We start from the raw sequence: 14,446 nt of genomic DNA, 5'->3' as shown, positions 1-14,446 counted from the left end.
TGTGATGGTCGGAGGGTAGACCGGGGTCGGGCGGAGAACTCATCGGTGGCCGGCCGCGGACTTTCGGATCGCCTCGACGATCCGGGCCTGCGCGACGCTCGTCGCGATGCCGGTGGGGCCGCCCGAGCGGACGGCCTCGGTGAAGCGGGCGAGGGTGTTCGCGACCTGGTCGTCCGCCGGGAGGGTGCGCAGTTCCTGGTGGTCCTGGCGGTCGAGGCGGACCAGCGGGCGGTGGTCCCGGGGGGTGCTGAAGGCGTGGTCCACGGTGATCCGGCCGGTGCTGCCGAGGAGTTGGTAGCGGGCCGTGTAGAAGTGCTCCATGCCGAAGCCGACCTGGGCGGTGATTCCGGTGGGGCCGCGCAGGAGCGCGTCGCCCGCGATGTCCACGCCGTGCGCCGGGTGCCGTTTCAGGCTCGCGCCGAGCACGGCGAGGTCGTCGCCGAGGAAGAACTGCGCGGCCCGCACCGGGTAACCCGCGCCGTCGAGGAGGGCTCCGCCGCCGAGTTCGGGGCGGAGGCGGTGGTCTGCGGCAGGGCGGGGCGGGATGGTGAACGACGTCTGGACAGTGCGCAGTTCGCCGATCGCGCCCTCGGCCAGCAGATCTCGTACGTACGCGTGCTGGGCGTGATGGACGAACATGTAGTTCTCCATCAGCGCCAGACCGGCCAGTTCGGCCAGCGCCGCCAGGGCGGCCGTCTCCTCCGGGACCGTGGTCAGGGGCTTCTCCGCGAGGACGTGCTTGCCCGCCTCCAGGGCCCGGCGCACCCACGGCTCGCGCAGCGCGGGCGGCAGCGGGACGTACACCGCCTCGACCTCGGGGTCCGCGAGCAGCTCCGGGTACCCGGACACCGCTCGCGCCCCGAAGCGGGCGGCCACTTCCTTGGCCCGCTCCGGGCTGCGGCTGGCGACCGCAGCCAGCCGCAGCCCGGTCCCGGGGACCGAGGGCAGGGCGGGCAGGACCTTGCGGGTCGCTATGTCGGCGCAGCCGAGGAGCCCCAGGCGTACGGGATCAAGCATCCGGGTCTCCCTGGTCCATGAGGCAGGCGAGCAGTGAGCGGGCGACGACGTTGACGTGGTTGCCGTAGCGGACGAAGCCGGTCAGCTGGCGGCGGGTCATCCAGATGTAGTCGTCCGGTACGTCGGCCGGGAAGTCGTCCGGGACCTCGACCAGGAGGTAGCGGTTCTCCGCGTGGTGGAATCGGCCGCCCTCCTCGGAGAGCACGGTGTCGAAGTGGACGCGGGACGGCGGCGCGGACAGCACCTGGTCCAGGAAGGGCGGGTGCTGTGCGGCGGGCAGGTGCGCGTAGTTCTGGGGGACGCAGTTCACCGTCGGCGACATCTCCACCACGTCGGAGGTGCCCGCCTCGCTCTGGGCGTGCACGAGCAGCTGCCAGTCCGCGTCCGGTGCGGTGCGCCGGCCGAGGAAGGCGACCACGCCCCGGTCCACCGGCGCCAGCAGCGGCTGGGACCAGCGGGCCACCTCCCGGCTGCTGGCCTCGACGTCGACCCCGAGGACGGTGAAGAAGGTGCCCCGCTCGTGCTCGATGCGGTCCGGGCCCCGGCTCCAGCCCTTCACCTGGTTCAGCGGGATGCGCCGCCGCTCCAGCACGTGGTTGCTGCGCGCCTCGGTGAACCAGCTGAGGATCTCGGCCGTCGTGTGCGGCCACGGACCGCCCCGGTCCTGCTCGTCGCGGAGGAAGGGCAGACCGGACAGCACGGTCCGGGAGTCCATGTTGACGACGTTGTCGATCCGCAGCAGGTCCTTCAGCAGCGGCAGGCTCACCCAGCGGAAGTTGTCGTGCGCGGGCACCTCGGTGCTCTCCGGCACCTCCACGATCATGTTCCGGTTGCGTTTGGCGAGGAACCAGGAGCCCTGCTCGGACTGGAGGGCGTCGAAGACCCGGCGGCCCTGCCGGGGGTCCACGAAGTACTCCAGGTAGGGAACCGCGTTGCCGCGGTGCACGCGCGTGTAGTTGCTGCGCGTGGCCTGGACCGTCGGCGACAGCTGGAGCGTGTTCACGTTGCCCGGCTCCATCTTCGCCTGCATCAGGAAGTACGGCTTCCCGCCGAACCGCTTGACCAGGATCCCCAGGATGCCGATCTCGTCCTGGATGATGATCGGCTGCGTCCAGGTGCCGCTGTCCCCGCCCAGGGACGCCTCGATCCCCTCCACGGTGAAGAAGCCGCCGCTGCGGTGCCCGAGGTTCCCGGTCGTGGCGTCGAAGTGCCAGCCGTCCAGGGCGTCGAGCGGTACCCGCGTGACGCGGTAGTGGTTCGCCGCCCGCCGGTCGGCGAACCACTCCTGGAAGGCGCCGGTGTCCTCCAGCGGCGGAGTCACCGCCCGGCCTTGTCTTCCGCGTACTTCTTGGCGTGGCCCAGGGTGGCCCGGCTGTTGGTGCCGAGGGCGTTGCGGATGAAGGTGCGGGCCTGCGGGACGTCCGCGTCCTCGCCCAGGATCACCGGGATGTTCTCGGTGTTGAGGATCACGGTGTGCTGGGAGGTGGCGGTGGTGACACCCCGGTCGTCCTCCTCCAGCTGCCAGTACCCGGTGTGCAGGGCCATCAGCGCGGGCAGCGTGGTCTGCTTGTAGACGATGCGGTGGTGCGGGAAGCAGACCCGGACCGACTCGGTGGTGTGCTGCGAGCCGTCCTTGGTCAGCGTGTCCATCCGCAGCACCTGCAGGCCGGGCGTCTCCTCCTGGAGGTCCACCTTGGCGACGTGCGGCAGCCGCTCCTGCCACAGGTTCGCCTCGCTGATGAAGGCGTAGACGTCCTTGGCCGAGCCGTTGATCTCGACGCTGTCCTCGAAGGACAGCACCAGGTCCGGGGTGCCGGTGGCCAGCTCCACGTTGGCCTTCAGCGCGGCGAGTTCCTGCCGGCTGTTGCGGTCCACGGCCTCGTCGATCCACTCCAGCCCGGCGGGGTCGTCGTCCACGGCCCGGTAGTCGTGCAGCAGCCGCACCCGGGTCAGCTCCGGGCCCAGCTCCTCGGCGATCCAGGTGCCGCCCATCGCGGCCACGGGCGGCGTGGACACCTCCTGGCGGAAGGTGATGCGCCGCGCCTCGGGGTCGAGGACCCGGTGGGAGGTCCAGCTCTTCGCGCTGCCGTTGGCGGTGGCCCAGATCCCGATCCGCTCCTCGTTCCCCGCGAGCGGCACCCGCTGGACGTGGACGGAGGGCGGGAAGATCAGGGGCCAGTTCTCCACATCGGCGATCAGCCGGTACACCTCGGCCGCCGGGGCCTCGATGGTGATCTCGTGCTCGACCTCGCGTACGGTCATGATCGGTGTCACCTCTTCGGACGGGTCTTCTGACGGTCTTCGGACGGGGCTTCGGACGGTCTTCGGACGGGGAAGCTCCTGTGGCCGTGCGCTCGCGCGAAAGCCTCTGCGGAGATCAGAAGTTGCCGAGGCCGCCGCAGACGTTGAGGGCCTGGGCGGTGATGGAGGCCGCGGTGTCGGTGACCAGATAGCCGACGAGCCCGGCGACCTCCTCGGGCGTGGAGTAGCGGCCCAGCGGGATCTTGGACTGGAACTTCGCGAGGATCTGCTCCTCGGTGGTGTCGAAGGCGGCCGCGTAGCCCGAGCGCACCTTCTGTGCCATGGGGGTCTCCACATAGCCCGGGCAGACCGCGTTGACGGTGATCCCGGTGGGGGCCAGCTCATTGCCGAGGGCCTTGGTGAAGCCGACCACGCCGTGCTTGGAGGCCGAGTAGGGGGCGCCGAGCACCACACCCTGCTTGCCCGCGGTCGAGGCGATGTTGATGATCCGGCCCCGGTCCTTGTGGCGCATCCCGCCCGTGTTCAGCACCTCACGGGTCATCAGGAACACGCTGTTGAGGTTGGTGGCGATGACGTCCAGCCACAGCTCGTCGGCGATGTCCGCGGTGACCCCGCCCCCGCTGCGGCCCGCGTTGTTGACCAGCACGTCGATCGTGCCGTACCGGTCGACGGCGGCCTGCACGAAGCGCTGGATGTCCTCGGTGGACCGGACGTCGCAGGGACGGCCGTCGACGTCGAGGCCCTCCTCGCGCAGTTCCTTGACCGTACGCAGCACACTGTCCTCGGTACGGGCGCACAGGTAGACCCGGTAGCCCTGGCGCGCCAGCAGCCGGGTGGTGGCCAGGCCGATCCCGCTGGTCGCGCCGGTCACCACGGCGGTCCGCGACTCCTGTTCCGACATTCGTCCTCCTGACGGTGCTCCGAACGGTCCCGACAACGCGGGGATGCTCACAGCCGCTCCTGGAAGGGCGCTCGAAGGGGCCTCAGGGGACGACGGACGGTCCCTCACGCCGGGCGCGGCTGTGGCGTGGCACCACTGCCGCTCCATCTGTGGTCGAGGTCGTCTTCCCAGACTGACCCGACCCGCGACGACCCAAGAGGCGGCGATGACCCGTACTTCCCGGATCACGACACGCACCGAGGCACCTCCCCGGCCGGCGGGAGCGCGCCTGAAGCTGTTCTGTTTCCCCCACGCGGGTGCCGGCGTCTCCGCGTTCGGCGGCTGGTCCACGGTGCTCGGCGACTCGGCGCGGCCGGTCCCGGTGCTGCTCCCCGGACGCGGCCCGAGGCGCCTGGAGGCCCGGGTCACCAGTGCGCGGGGCCTGTTCGCCGATCTGCTGCGGCAGCACGGGCCGCCGCCCGAGGAGCCGTACATCCTGTACGGGCACAGCCTGGGCGGGCTGATCGCCTACTCCGTGGCCCGTGCCCTGGAGCGGGTACACCGCACCGCGCCGATGCTCGTCGTGCTGGGCGCCTGTCCGCCGCCGGACGCCGAGTCCGCGCTCGCGGATGCCTGCGAGCTGCCCGACGACCAGTTGTTCGACGTGCTGGAGGCGTTCGGCGCGGTGGAGCCGGGCACTCCGCGCCGCGGTGTCTGGCAGCGCACGGCGCTGGACGTGATCCGGGACGACCTGCGGCTCGCCCGCGCACTGCGCCGGGCCGCCGACGGACCGCTCGGCGCACCGCTGGTGACGATCGCGGGCACCGAGGATCCGGTGGCCGGTCCCGAGGTGATGGCCGGCTGGCGGGCGTGGGCCGACGGGATCCACGCGCAGCGGACCGTCACCGGGGACCACCACTTCCTGCGGGGCCCGGCCCTGCCCGAACTGCTGGGCCGGCTCTGCCGGGACGTGCACCGCCTGTCTTACGCGCGCACTCACTCATGAAGGGCAGCCGACACTTATGAAGGGCAGCCGATGAACCGTCGTGTCGCCATCACCGGGATCGGGGTGGTCGCCCCAGGAGGGGTGGGAACGAAGGAGTTCTGGTCCCTGATCACCTCCGGCCGGACCGCCACCCGGTCCATCTCCACCTTCGACGCCACCCAGTTCAGGTCCCGGATCGCCGCCGAGGCCGACTTCGACCCGCTGGAGCACGGCTTCACCCCCGAGGAGGCCGAACGCCTGGACCGGGCAGCGCAGTTCGCCCTCGTCAGCGCCCGCGAGGCGCTGCGGGACTCCGGCCTCGAACAGGGCCTCGACCCGCTGCGCACCGGCGTCACCCTCGGCAGCGCGGTCGGCTGCACGATGGGCCTGGACACCGAGTACGACGTCGTCAGCCGCGGCGGCTCCACCTGGCAGGTGGACCACACCCTCGCCGTACCGCATCTCTTCGACTACTTCGTGCCGTCGTCGATGGCCGCCGAGGTCGCCTGGCGCGCCGGCGCCCAGGGCCCGGTGTCCATGGTGTCCACGGGCTGCACCTCCGGGCTCGACTCCCTCGGCCACGCCGTCGAACTGATCCGGGAGGGCAGCGCGGACGTGATGATCGCGGGGGCCACCGAGGCGCCCATCTCCCCGATCACCATGGCCTGTTTCGACGCCATCAAGGCCACCTCGCCGCGCAACGACGAGCCGGAGACCGCCTCCAGGCCGTTCGACGCCTCCCGCAACGGCTTCGTGCTGGGCGAGGGGTCGGCCGTACTGGTCCTGGAGGACCTGGACCGGGCCCGTGCGCGCGGGGCGCACGTCTACGCCGAGATCGCCGGGTTCGCCACCCGCTGCAACGCGTACCACATGACCGGTCTGACCCCGGACGGCGAGGAGATGGCCGAGGCGATCCGGGTCGCCCTCGACGAGGCGCGGACCGACCCCTCGGACGTCGACTACGTCAACGCCCACGGCTCGGGCACCAAGCAGAACGACCGGCACGAGACGGCCGCCTTCAAGCGCAGCCTGGGCAGCCACGCGTACGAGACGCCGGTCAGCTCCATCAAGTCGATGATCGGTCACTCGCTCGGCGCGATCGGCTCGCTGGAGGTCGCGGCCAGCGCCCTGACCATCGAGCACAACGTCATCCCGCCCACCGCGAACCTGCACACCCCCGACCCGGCCTGCGATCTGGACTACACCCCGCTGACCGCCCGGGAGCAGCGCACCGACACCGTGCTCAGCGTCGGCAGCGGCTTCGGCGGCTTCCAGAGCGCGATGGTCCTCATCCGCCCCGAGAAGGGAGACGCCCGATGACGGACGTGGCGACCCGCGCCGAGCCCACGCCTGCCGGACCGGCCACCGCACCCCCGGTCGTGACCGGCATCGGGGTGGCCGCGCCCAACGGCTTCGGGCGGGAAGAGTGGTGGCGGGCGACCCTGGCCGGGGAGAGCGGGATCCGGGAGATCAGCCGGTTCGACCCCGCCCAGTACCCGGCCCGCCTCGCCGGGGAGGTGCGGGGCTTCGACGCGGCCGAGCACATCCCCGGGCGGCTGATGCCGCAGACCGACCACATGACCCGGCTCGCGCTCGCCGTCGCCGACGAGGCCCTGTCCGACGCGGGTGTCGACACCGCCGAGCTGCCCGACTACGCGGCGGGCGTGGTCACCGCCGCCTCCGCGGGCGGCTTCGAGTTCGGGCAGCGCGAGCTGGAGGCGCTGTGGAGCAAGGGCTCGCGGTACGTCAGCGCGTACCAGTCCTTCGCCTGGTTCTACGCCGTCAACACCGGCCAGATCTCCATCCGGCACCGGCTGCGCGGACCCAGCGGGGTGCTGGTGACCGAGCAGGCGGGCGGGCTCGACGCGGTCGCCCAGGCCCGACGGCAACTGCGCAAGGGCATCCGCCTCGTGGTCACCGGCGGGGTGGACTCCGCGCTGTGCCCCTGGGGCTGGGCCGCGCAGCTCGCGGACGGCCGGCTGAGCACGGCCACCGATCCGGCCCGCGCCTATCTGCCGTTCTCCGCCGACGCCTCGGGGCATGTCGTCGGCGAGGGGGGCGCCCTGCTGGTCGCGGAGGACGCGGGGGCCGCCCGGGAGCGGGGGGCCGAGGTGTACGGGACGATCGCCGGGTACGCGGCCACCTTCGACCCGGCGCCCGGTCTCGGCGGTGACTCGAGGCTCCGGGACGCGGCCGGACTCGCGCTGCGGGACGCGGGGTTGTCCGCCGGGGACGTGGACGTGGTGTTCGCGGACGCCGCGGGCGAGATTGCCGCGGACCGTGCCGAGGCGCTCGCCCTTTCCGCGCTGTTCGGTCCGAACGGTGTTCCGGTCACCGCACCGAAGACGATGACGGGCCGGCTGTCCTCGGGCGCGGCCTCCCTGGACCTGGCCGCCGCCCTGCTCTCCCTGCGCGACCAGGTGATCCCCCCGACCGTCAACGTCGACGGTCCCGCCGCCGGTCTGCCCCTGGACCTGGTGACCGGCGGGCCCCGCCCCGCGACGCTGCGCACCGCCCTGGTGCTGGCCCGCGGCCGGGGCGGCTTCAACGCGGCGATGGTGGTCCGCCGCGCCGGTTGAGACACGGCTCAGCAGATTGCGATACCGACTTCAACAGACGGAGTGACGATGCCGAACGAAATCACGCTCACCCAACTCACCGAGCTGCTGCGGGACAGTGCCGGAGCGGACGAGTCCGTCGACCTGGACGGCGACATCCTCGACAAGACGTGGATCGAGCTGAAGTACGACTCGCTGGCCGTGCTCCAGATCACCGGCCGGATCGAGCGCGAGCACCGGATCGAGGTCAATGAGGACGCCGCGTCCATCGCGCAGACACCCCGCGAGTTCCTGGCCGTGGTCAACGAGGCGTTCGCGGCCGCCGAGGCGGAGAGCGCCTGACCCGCACGACGGCCGGCGTCGAGCACGCCGGCCGTCGCGGGTCCTACCAGTTGAGCCCGCCGTTCACCTCCAGCACATGCCCGTTCACGTACGAGCTCTCCGCCCCCGCGAGGAACACCGCCGCGGCGGTCACCTCGTCCGGGGTGCCGAGCCGGCCCATGGCCAGCTTCGGCTGATACACCGCCCAGACCCGCTCGTTGTCCTTGATCGAGCGGGTCATGCCCTCGTCGATCAGCCCCGGGCAGAGCGCGTTGACGGTGATGCCCTTCGGCGCCAGCTCCACCGCCGTCACCCTGGTGAACATCTCCACCGCCGCCTTGCTCGCCGCGTACGCGGACGCGCCCGGTGCGACGCGGGTGGCCAGCGCCGAGGACAGGTTGACGATCCGCCCGCCGAACGCGCTCGCCTCCAGGTACGGCACCGCGTACCGGGTGCAGTGGAAGACACCGCCGAGGTTCGTCGCCATCGTCTGGGCGAAGTGGTCCGGGTCGAGCGTGGCCGCCGGACCCGGACGGCTGACCCCGGCGTTGGCGACCACGACGTCCAGGTGGCCGTAGTACTCGGCGACCGCGCGCATCAGCTCGCTCACCGACTCCGGGTCCCGTACGTCCGCCTCGCGCAAGGTCACCTCGCCCGCGCCCTCCGCGAGGTCCGCCCCGGCGCTCTTGTCCCGGCCCACCGCGACGACCTTGCAACCCTCGCGCGCGAACGCCTCGACGATCCGCCGGCCGAGCCCCTTGGTGCCGCCCGTGACGACCGCGACCCTTCCGTCGAGCCTCATGAATGGTCTCCCTTCCGAGGTGGATGTCGTGGGGGAAGGGTCGGGGCAGCCGCTGTGCGATGAATCGAGTTCACCTTGAGAGCCCGGTGTCAGTCTCTGCGGAACACCGAGGGCCTCCGCGCGGCCGGCCAGGCAGCCGAGAAGAGGGAGAAGCACTCCATGACGGGCAGTCTGTTCCAGCAGATCCAGCAGTTCTACGCCCGACAGATGCGGCTGCTCGACAACGGCGCCGTCGAGGAGTGGGCGGACACGTTCACCGAGGACGGCGTCTTCGACCAGAACGTGGCCGAACCGCTGACCGGCCGCGTGAACATCGCCGTGGCCTCCCAGAAGCGGGTGGACCAGATCGTCGCCGAGGGCATCACCCGCCGCCACTGGCTCGGCATGCTCGAAGTGGACCCGGAGGACGAGCAGGGCGTCGTACGGACGCGCTACTACGCCTTCTCCATGGCCACCGAGCGCGGCGGACGGCCGCGGATCACGGCGAGCACCTACGCCGAGGACACCCTGGTCCGCCACGAGGGGGACTGGCTCGTCCGGTACCGGCGGGTCACGCACGACGGCACGGCCTGACTCGTACTCCCCAAGGAGGCACACACATGTCGACGCAGCGAGCCGCCCTGGTGACCGGTTCGACCTCCGGGATCGGCGCGGCGACCGCCCGGACCCTGGCCGCCGCGGGCTACCGGGTGGCGGTCAACTCCCGCAACACGCCCAAGGAGGGCAAGGAACTCGCCGACTCGCTGCCCGGAGCGGTCTACGTCCAGGGCGACATCGCGGTGGAGGAGCAGGCGGCGCGGATCGTCCAGACGGTGGTGGAGCGGCTCGGCCGGCTCGACCTGCTGGTCAACAACGCCGGCGCCACCCGGCTCATCCCGCACGCCGACCTCGAGGCCGCCTCGCCCGCCGTCTGGCGGGAGATCCTGGACGTCAACGTGGTCGGCACCTGGCAGATGAGCGTGGCCGCGATGCCGCACCTCAAGGCGGACGGCGGCGGGGCCATCGTCAACATCTCCTCGATCGCGGGCGTCAAGCCGACGGGCAGTTCCATCCCGTACGCCGTCAGCAAGGCGGCGATCAACCATCTGACGCGGCTGCTGGCCAACGTCGCCGGGCCCGAGGTCCGGGTCAACGCGGTCGCTCCGGGGCTGATCGACACGCCCTGGACCGCGGACTTCACCGGGCCGCGCGAGGCCGTCACCGCGGGGGCGCCGCTGCGCCGGATCGGCACGCCCGAGGACGTGGCCGAGGCCGTGCTGGGGCTGGCCGAGGCCGCGTACTCCACGGGTGTGGTGCTGCTGGTGGACGGCGGCATCCACAACCTGTGAACAACGCGGGGGAGGGACCGACGCCGGTCGGTCCCTCCCTCACGTGTGTCAGCGGGCCGCGAACTCCTCCAGCTCGCCCACCAGTTGGGCGGGTGACGGCTGCCGCCCGACCTCCTCGGCCACCCGCCCGGCCGCCGCCCTCAACTCCGGGTCCGTCAGCAGCCGGGCCAGGGTGTCGGTGGTGACCTCGTGCGGGTCGACGGACAGACCGAGGCCCGCCCGGTCGACGACGTCCGCGTTGACGAAGTTGTCCGCCCCGTGCGGCAGCAGCAGCTGGGGCAGGCCGAAGGTGAGCGCGGTCAGGGTGGAGCCGGAGCCGCCGTGGTGCACGGTGGCGTCGCACCGCTCCAGCAGCGCGTTGAGCGGCAGCCAGCGCACGACACGGACGTTGTCCGGCACCGTCGGCAGGTCGTCCTCGCGCATGCCGGTGACGACGAAGTCCGCGTCGGTCTCGGCGGCGGCACCCAGCAGCTTCTCCAGCCCGCCGGTGCCCAGCATCCTCGGCACGATGGTGCCGAGCGAGACGGCGACCCGGGCCCGCGGCCGGGGCGCGGTGAGCCACTGCGGCAGTTCACCGCCGGCGTTGTACGGGACGTACCGCATCATCCAGCCCTCGCCCTCGCCCCGCATCAGGCTCGGCGGGCCGACGTGCAGGACCGCGTGCGCGGGCAGTTCGACGGGCACGCCGTGCCGCTCGAAGGACGCGGCGAGATACGGCAGGAAGCCCTCCGCGAAGCCGCCCTCCCGGAGCATCCCGAACCCGTGCTCCACCGCGGGCACCCCGAGCCGGCGCGCGGCGAGCAGTCCCGCGCCCTGGAGCCGCCCGTGGACCACCAGATCGGGCCGCCACCGGTCGGCGATCCGCAGCGTGCCCTCCGCCATCAGGTCGCTGACGGTCGCGAACCGCTCCAGCATCGCCGGGGTGGTGGCGCCCCCCGCCTTCACGATCGCCTGGCCGCGCACCTTCATCTGCCGCGCCAGCTCGTCCGGCGCGAGCTGGGGGCCACCGCCGAACACCTGGTCGAAGTCGGTGCCGGGCGAGACGTCGACGACGGGCAGTCCCGCCTTCACGGCAGCGTCCACCGCCGTGTCGGAGGAGGCGACGAGCACCTCGTGGCCCGCGGACCGCAGCGCCCAGGCCAGCGGGATGACCGGGAAGAGATGGCCCAGGGCGGGTGGGGAGGCGAACAGCACACGCATGGTCGGGACTCCGTTCGTCGGGCGGGAACGAGCGGTGCCCCGAGGCGGGAAGGGGGGTCGCGCTCGGGGCACCGGGTCCTTCGGGGGGTGTTACGAGGTGCGGGTGGCGACGACGTCCACCGTGAAGCTGCTCACGACATTGCCCTGGAGGTCGAGGACCTTGGACACACCGTGCGAGGTCCAGTGGTCGTTGTCGCTCAGCACGGCGTCCTGGTGCCCGACGACCGAGCCGTCGACGTTCCCGGCGGCGTCCTTGTGCGGGTGCTCGATGTCGTACGAGAACGTCGTCCGGCCCGTGCGGTACCAGGTGTCGGTGGCGTTGCCCATGGTTCCGTCGGAGAGGAAGGTGAAGCTGGTGGTGCCGGAGCTGGGTATCGAGGTGGTCACCTGGGCCGACCACGTGCCGACCGGCGAGTAGCGCTTGGCCGCCTCGCCGTCCGCCTGCGCGGTGCCGCCCACGGCGAGCAGCGAGGGGACGACCAGTGCGGCGGCGGCCAGGGTGCGCAGGGCGCGACGGCGGGTCCGGCCGCGGGGAGACGGGGTGGCGGTGGCGGGCATGGCGGCCCCTCCTTCTTCGTACGGTGTGGTGCCGCGCAGCCTTACGGCCGCCGCTCGAAATCCGCTGACGCGGGGCTTGAGCCGTCGTCCGACTCCGGGGCGCCCTCGGCCTCACGCGGGCGGCCGGGCAGGAACAGCGCCGGGACCAGGGCCAGCGCGCTGAGCCCGACGGTCCACCAGAAGGTGGTGTTGAAGGCGTCGGTGAGTTCCGCGGCGGACGGCTCCTCGCCGCCCTGCCGGGACTGCAGGAGCACGGCGAGGGCCGCGGTGCCCAGGGAGCCGCCGATGCGCTGGAGGATCACGAGCGCCCCGGCCGCCCGGGGCACGTCCTCCTGGGACAGCGAGCGGTACGCGGAGGCGGTCAGCGGGGTGGCCACCGCGCCGAGACCCAGGCCGCGCAGCACCAGCGAGCAGGTCAGCAGCGCGTCGCTGGTGTCGGTGCCGGCCCGGGTGAAGGCGAGGGTGCCGACGAGGGTCAGCGCGATGCCGATCAGCACGATCCAGCGCGGCCCGAGCCGGTCCACCAGCGCGCCGGCCACCGCCAGCGCGACCACCGTCCCGGCGCCCTGCGGGGCCAGCATGAGCCCGGCCTGGAGGGCGTCGTGCCCCTGCACCTGCTGGTAGTACAGGGGCAACAGGAACATCGCGCCGAACAGGACGGCGCCCAGCAGGAACAGCAGCCCTGAGGAGACGGCGAACGCCCGGTTGGCGAACAGCCGCAGATCGACGACCGGCGGCACCTCCCGTTGCCGCAGGGCCCGCACGACGAACGCCGCCAGCAGGGCCGTACCGCCGCCGACGTAGGCCAGCACCTCCGTGGAGCCGAAGCCGTCCGGGGACTCCTCCAGCACGGACAGGCCGTACAGCAGCGCGGTCAGACCGGGGGAGAGCAGCAGCAGGCCGAGCACGTCGAGCCGGCCCGGGGTGCCCGGCCCGGGGGTGTCCTTCTCCAGGGCGAGGAAGGCGAAGAGGAGGGCGGCGGCGCCGAGGGGCAGATTGACGTAGAAGATCCACCGCCAGCCCAGGTCGTGGATGAGCAGACCGCCCACGCTCGGCCCGACGATCGGGGCGAGCTGGGTGGGCACGCTCACCAGGGTCATCACCCGGCCGATCCGCTGCGGCCCGGCGGCCCGAACCAGCAGGATCTGGGCGAGCGGCGGGATCAGGCCGCCGCCCAGGCCCTGTAACAGCCGGAAGACGATCAGGCTCTCCACCGACCAGGCCGCGCCGCACAGCGCCGAGGCCGCGACGAACAGCGAGAGCGCGAACAGCCACATGCGCCGGGCGCCGAAGCGTTCCGCGGCCCAGCCGGTGACCGGGACCACCATCGCGAGCGCGAGCAGATACCCGGCCGCGACCCACTGGAGCGAGGAGAGCGGCGCGTCGAACTCCCGGCCGATGCTGTCCAGCGCGACGGAGACGATGGTGGCGTCCATCGCCGAGAGGAACGCGCCGCAGACGATGATCGCGCCGAGTCGCACCAGCCGCGCGTCCAGCTTGTCGCCGGCGTCTTTCTCAGCCATGGCTCTCTCCCGCTTCCGAGACGCACCTCCAGCGCCTCAACTGCCAAGCATCGTAGGGTGGTTGGGAATCGCTGACCGGATGGGCAACGGGAGGAACACCACATGGCCACGGCAGTCGCGTTCTCCGCGTACGGAGGTCCCGAGGTACTGCGCCCGCTGGAGTTCGAGGAACCGGCCGCGGGACCCGGCGAGGTGCGCGTCCGGGTCCGCGCCGCCGGGGTCAATCCGGTCGACGTGAAGCTGCGCCGCGGGGACTTCGAGGGCATGGTCCCGGTCACGTTCCCGCAGCGGCTGGGCAACGAGTACGCGGGTGTGATCGACCAGGTCGGCGCCGATGTCACCGGCTTCGCCGTGGGCGACGAGGTGCTCGGCTTCACCGCCATGGCCGCCTACACCGAGGTCCTCACGGTCCCCGCCGACGCGGTCGCGGTGAAGCCGGGGGCGCTGTCCTGGGAGGTGGCCGGCGCCCTGTCCGCCGTGGGGCAGACCGCGTACAACGCGCTGCGGGAGCTGAAGGTCGGCGCCGGCGACACCCTGCTGGTGCACGCCGCGGCCGGGGGAGTCGGCACCGTCGCGGTCCAGCTCGCCCGGCGCCTCGGCGCGCGCGTCATCGGCACCGCGAGCGAGCGCAACCACGCGTACCTGCGGTCCCTGGGCGCGGAACCGGTCGTCTACGGGGAGGGGCTCGTCGCGCGCGTCCGGGACATCGCCCCCGTGGACGTGGTCCTGGACGCCGTCGGCGGGGAGGCCGTGGACGCGTCGCTCGAACTCGTCGCCGACCGCTCCCGGATCGGTACGACCGTGGACCAGAAGGCGGCCGACGAGCACGGCATCGTACGGCTGCGAGGGGCCCGTTCCGCCGAGGTGCTGGCCGAACTGGCGGGCCTCGCGGCGGCCGGCGAGCTGGTGCTGCCGATCAGCGCGTCCTACGCGCTCACGGCCGCCGCCGAAGCCCACCGCGAGGTCGAGGGCGGCCATGTGCGCGGCAAGGTGGTGCTCACCGTCTGACCGC

The 14,446-nt window shown here is 72.4% G+C and carries 15 protein-coding genes; 7 read left to right on the top strand and 8 right to left on the bottom strand.

Annotated elements, in window-relative coordinates; translation table 11 throughout:
* Nucleotides 1-39: 39 nt before the first annotated feature.
* The 4 genes from AC068Z_RS09865 to AC068Z_RS09850 all read right to left on the bottom strand — a co-directional run bounded on the left by AC068Z_RS09865 (nt 40) and on the right by AC068Z_RS09850 (nt 4,180).
* A complete protein-coding gene (locus tag AC068Z_RS09865) occupies nt 40-1,017 on the bottom strand; it encodes a Gfo/Idh/MocA family protein (RefSeq protein ID WP_478554080.1) in 978 nt (325 codons plus the stop codon).
* Entirely contained in the window at nt 1,010-2,338 is a 1,329-nt protein-coding gene (locus AC068Z_RS09860; protein ID WP_478554078.1) for an NDP-hexose 2,3-dehydratase family protein, read from the bottom strand. The genes AC068Z_RS09865 and AC068Z_RS09860 overlap by 8 nt, the downstream gene beginning before the upstream one ends.
* The gene (locus tag AC068Z_RS09855) at nt 2,335-3,279 is read right to left on the bottom strand and encodes an aromatase/cyclase (RefSeq protein ID WP_478554076.1); all 945 of its coding nucleotides are present in this window, start codon (nt 3,277-3,279) and stop codon (nt 2,335-2,337) included. Before AC068Z_RS09855 ends, AC068Z_RS09860 begins: the two co-directional genes overlap by 4 nt.
* A 115-nt stretch (nt 3,280-3,394) precedes the next feature.
* Nucleotides 3,395-4,180: a 3-oxoacyl-ACP reductase gene (locus AC068Z_RS09850; protein ID WP_451730041.1), complete on the bottom strand. Its 786-nt coding sequence runs from the start codon at nt 4,178-4,180 to the stop codon at nt 3,395-3,397.
* A 205-nt stretch (nt 4,181-4,385) separates the two neighbouring features.
* Here AC068Z_RS09850 and AC068Z_RS09845 point away from each other — a divergent pair, with 205 nt between their 5' ends.
* Genes AC068Z_RS09845 through AC068Z_RS09830 form a run of 4 tightly spaced genes read left to right on the top strand, consistent with a single transcriptional unit; the run spans nt 4,386 to nt 8,044 of the window.
* Nucleotides 4,386-5,165 carry a thioesterase II family protein gene (locus tag AC068Z_RS09845; RefSeq protein ID WP_478554074.1) on the top strand — a complete coding sequence of 260 codons (780 nt, stop codon included), beginning with the start codon at nt 4,386-4,388 and terminating at the stop codon, nt 5,163-5,165.
* A gap of 30 nt (nt 5,166-5,195) precedes the next feature.
* Nucleotides 5,196-6,464, top strand: coding sequence for a beta-ketoacyl-[acyl-carrier-protein] synthase family protein (locus AC068Z_RS09840; RefSeq protein ID WP_478554073.1), 1,269 nt, complete (start codon nt 5,196-5,198; stop codon nt 6,462-6,464).
* Nucleotides 6,461-7,723, top strand: coding sequence for a ketosynthase chain-length factor (locus AC068Z_RS09835; protein WP_478554072.1), 1,263 nt, complete (start codon nt 6,461-6,463; stop codon nt 7,721-7,723). Before AC068Z_RS09840 ends, AC068Z_RS09835 begins: the two co-directional genes overlap by 4 nt.
* Before the next feature lie 48 nt (nt 7,724-7,771).
* Nucleotides 7,772-8,044 carry a phosphopantetheine-binding protein gene (locus AC068Z_RS09830; protein WP_478554071.1) on the top strand — a complete coding sequence of 91 codons (273 nt, stop codon included), beginning with the start codon at nt 7,772-7,774 and terminating at the stop codon, nt 8,042-8,044.
* 43 nt (nt 8,045-8,087) lie between these two features.
* On the opposite strand, the gene AC068Z_RS09825 is transcribed toward AC068Z_RS09830, so the two are convergent.
* Nucleotides 8,088-8,825: an SDR family NAD(P)-dependent oxidoreductase gene (locus AC068Z_RS09825; protein WP_478554070.1), complete on the bottom strand. Its 738-nt coding sequence runs from the start codon at nt 8,823-8,825 to the stop codon at nt 8,088-8,090.
* 159 nt (nt 8,826-8,984) lie between these two features.
* Here AC068Z_RS09825 and AC068Z_RS09820 point away from each other — a divergent pair, with 159 nt between their 5' ends.
* Both AC068Z_RS09820 and AC068Z_RS09815 read left to right on the top strand, forming a co-directional pair.
* Nucleotides 8,985-9,398, top strand: coding sequence for a nuclear transport factor 2 family protein (locus AC068Z_RS09820; RefSeq protein WP_478554068.1), 414 nt, complete (start codon nt 8,985-8,987; stop codon nt 9,396-9,398).
* 26 nt (nt 9,399-9,424) lie between these two features.
* Nucleotides 9,425-10,153, top strand: coding sequence for an SDR family NAD(P)-dependent oxidoreductase (locus AC068Z_RS09815; protein WP_478554066.1), 729 nt, complete (start codon nt 9,425-9,427; stop codon nt 10,151-10,153).
* 48 nt (nt 10,154-10,201) lie between these two features.
* On the opposite strand, the gene AC068Z_RS09810 is transcribed toward AC068Z_RS09815, so the two are convergent.
* The 3 genes from AC068Z_RS09810 to AC068Z_RS09800 all read right to left on the bottom strand — a co-directional run bounded on the left by AC068Z_RS09810 (nt 10,202) and on the right by AC068Z_RS09800 (nt 13,434).
* Nucleotides 10,202-11,353, bottom strand: a complete 1,152-nt coding sequence (locus AC068Z_RS09810; protein ID WP_478554064.1) for a nucleotide disphospho-sugar-binding domain-containing protein — start codon at nt 11,351-11,353, stop codon at nt 10,202-10,204.
* A gap of 90 nt (nt 11,354-11,443) precedes the next feature.
* Complete coding sequence (locus tag AC068Z_RS09805) at nt 11,444-11,911, bottom strand: hypothetical protein (RefSeq protein ID WP_478554063.1); 468 nt, start codon at nt 11,909-11,911, stop codon at nt 11,444-11,446.
* Nucleotides 11,912-11,952: 41 nt separating this feature from the next.
* On the bottom strand, nt 11,953-13,434 hold the full coding sequence (locus AC068Z_RS09800; protein WP_478554061.1) for an MDR family MFS transporter: 1,482 nt from the start codon (nt 13,432-13,434) through the stop codon (nt 11,953-11,955).
* A gap of 102 nt (nt 13,435-13,536) precedes the next feature.
* On the opposite strand from AC068Z_RS09800, the gene AC068Z_RS09795 reads away from it, so the two are divergent.
* A complete protein-coding gene (locus AC068Z_RS09795; RefSeq protein WP_478554059.1) occupies nt 13,537-14,442 on the top strand; it encodes an NADP-dependent oxidoreductase in 906 nt (301 codons plus the stop codon).
* Nucleotides 14,443-14,446 lie beyond the last annotated feature (4 nt).

Source organism: Streptomyces sp. NPDC043726, assembly GCF_056436565.1.
The sequence above is the reverse complement of the archived record's forward strand: the minus strand, read 5'-3'. Positions and strand labels throughout refer to the sequence as shown.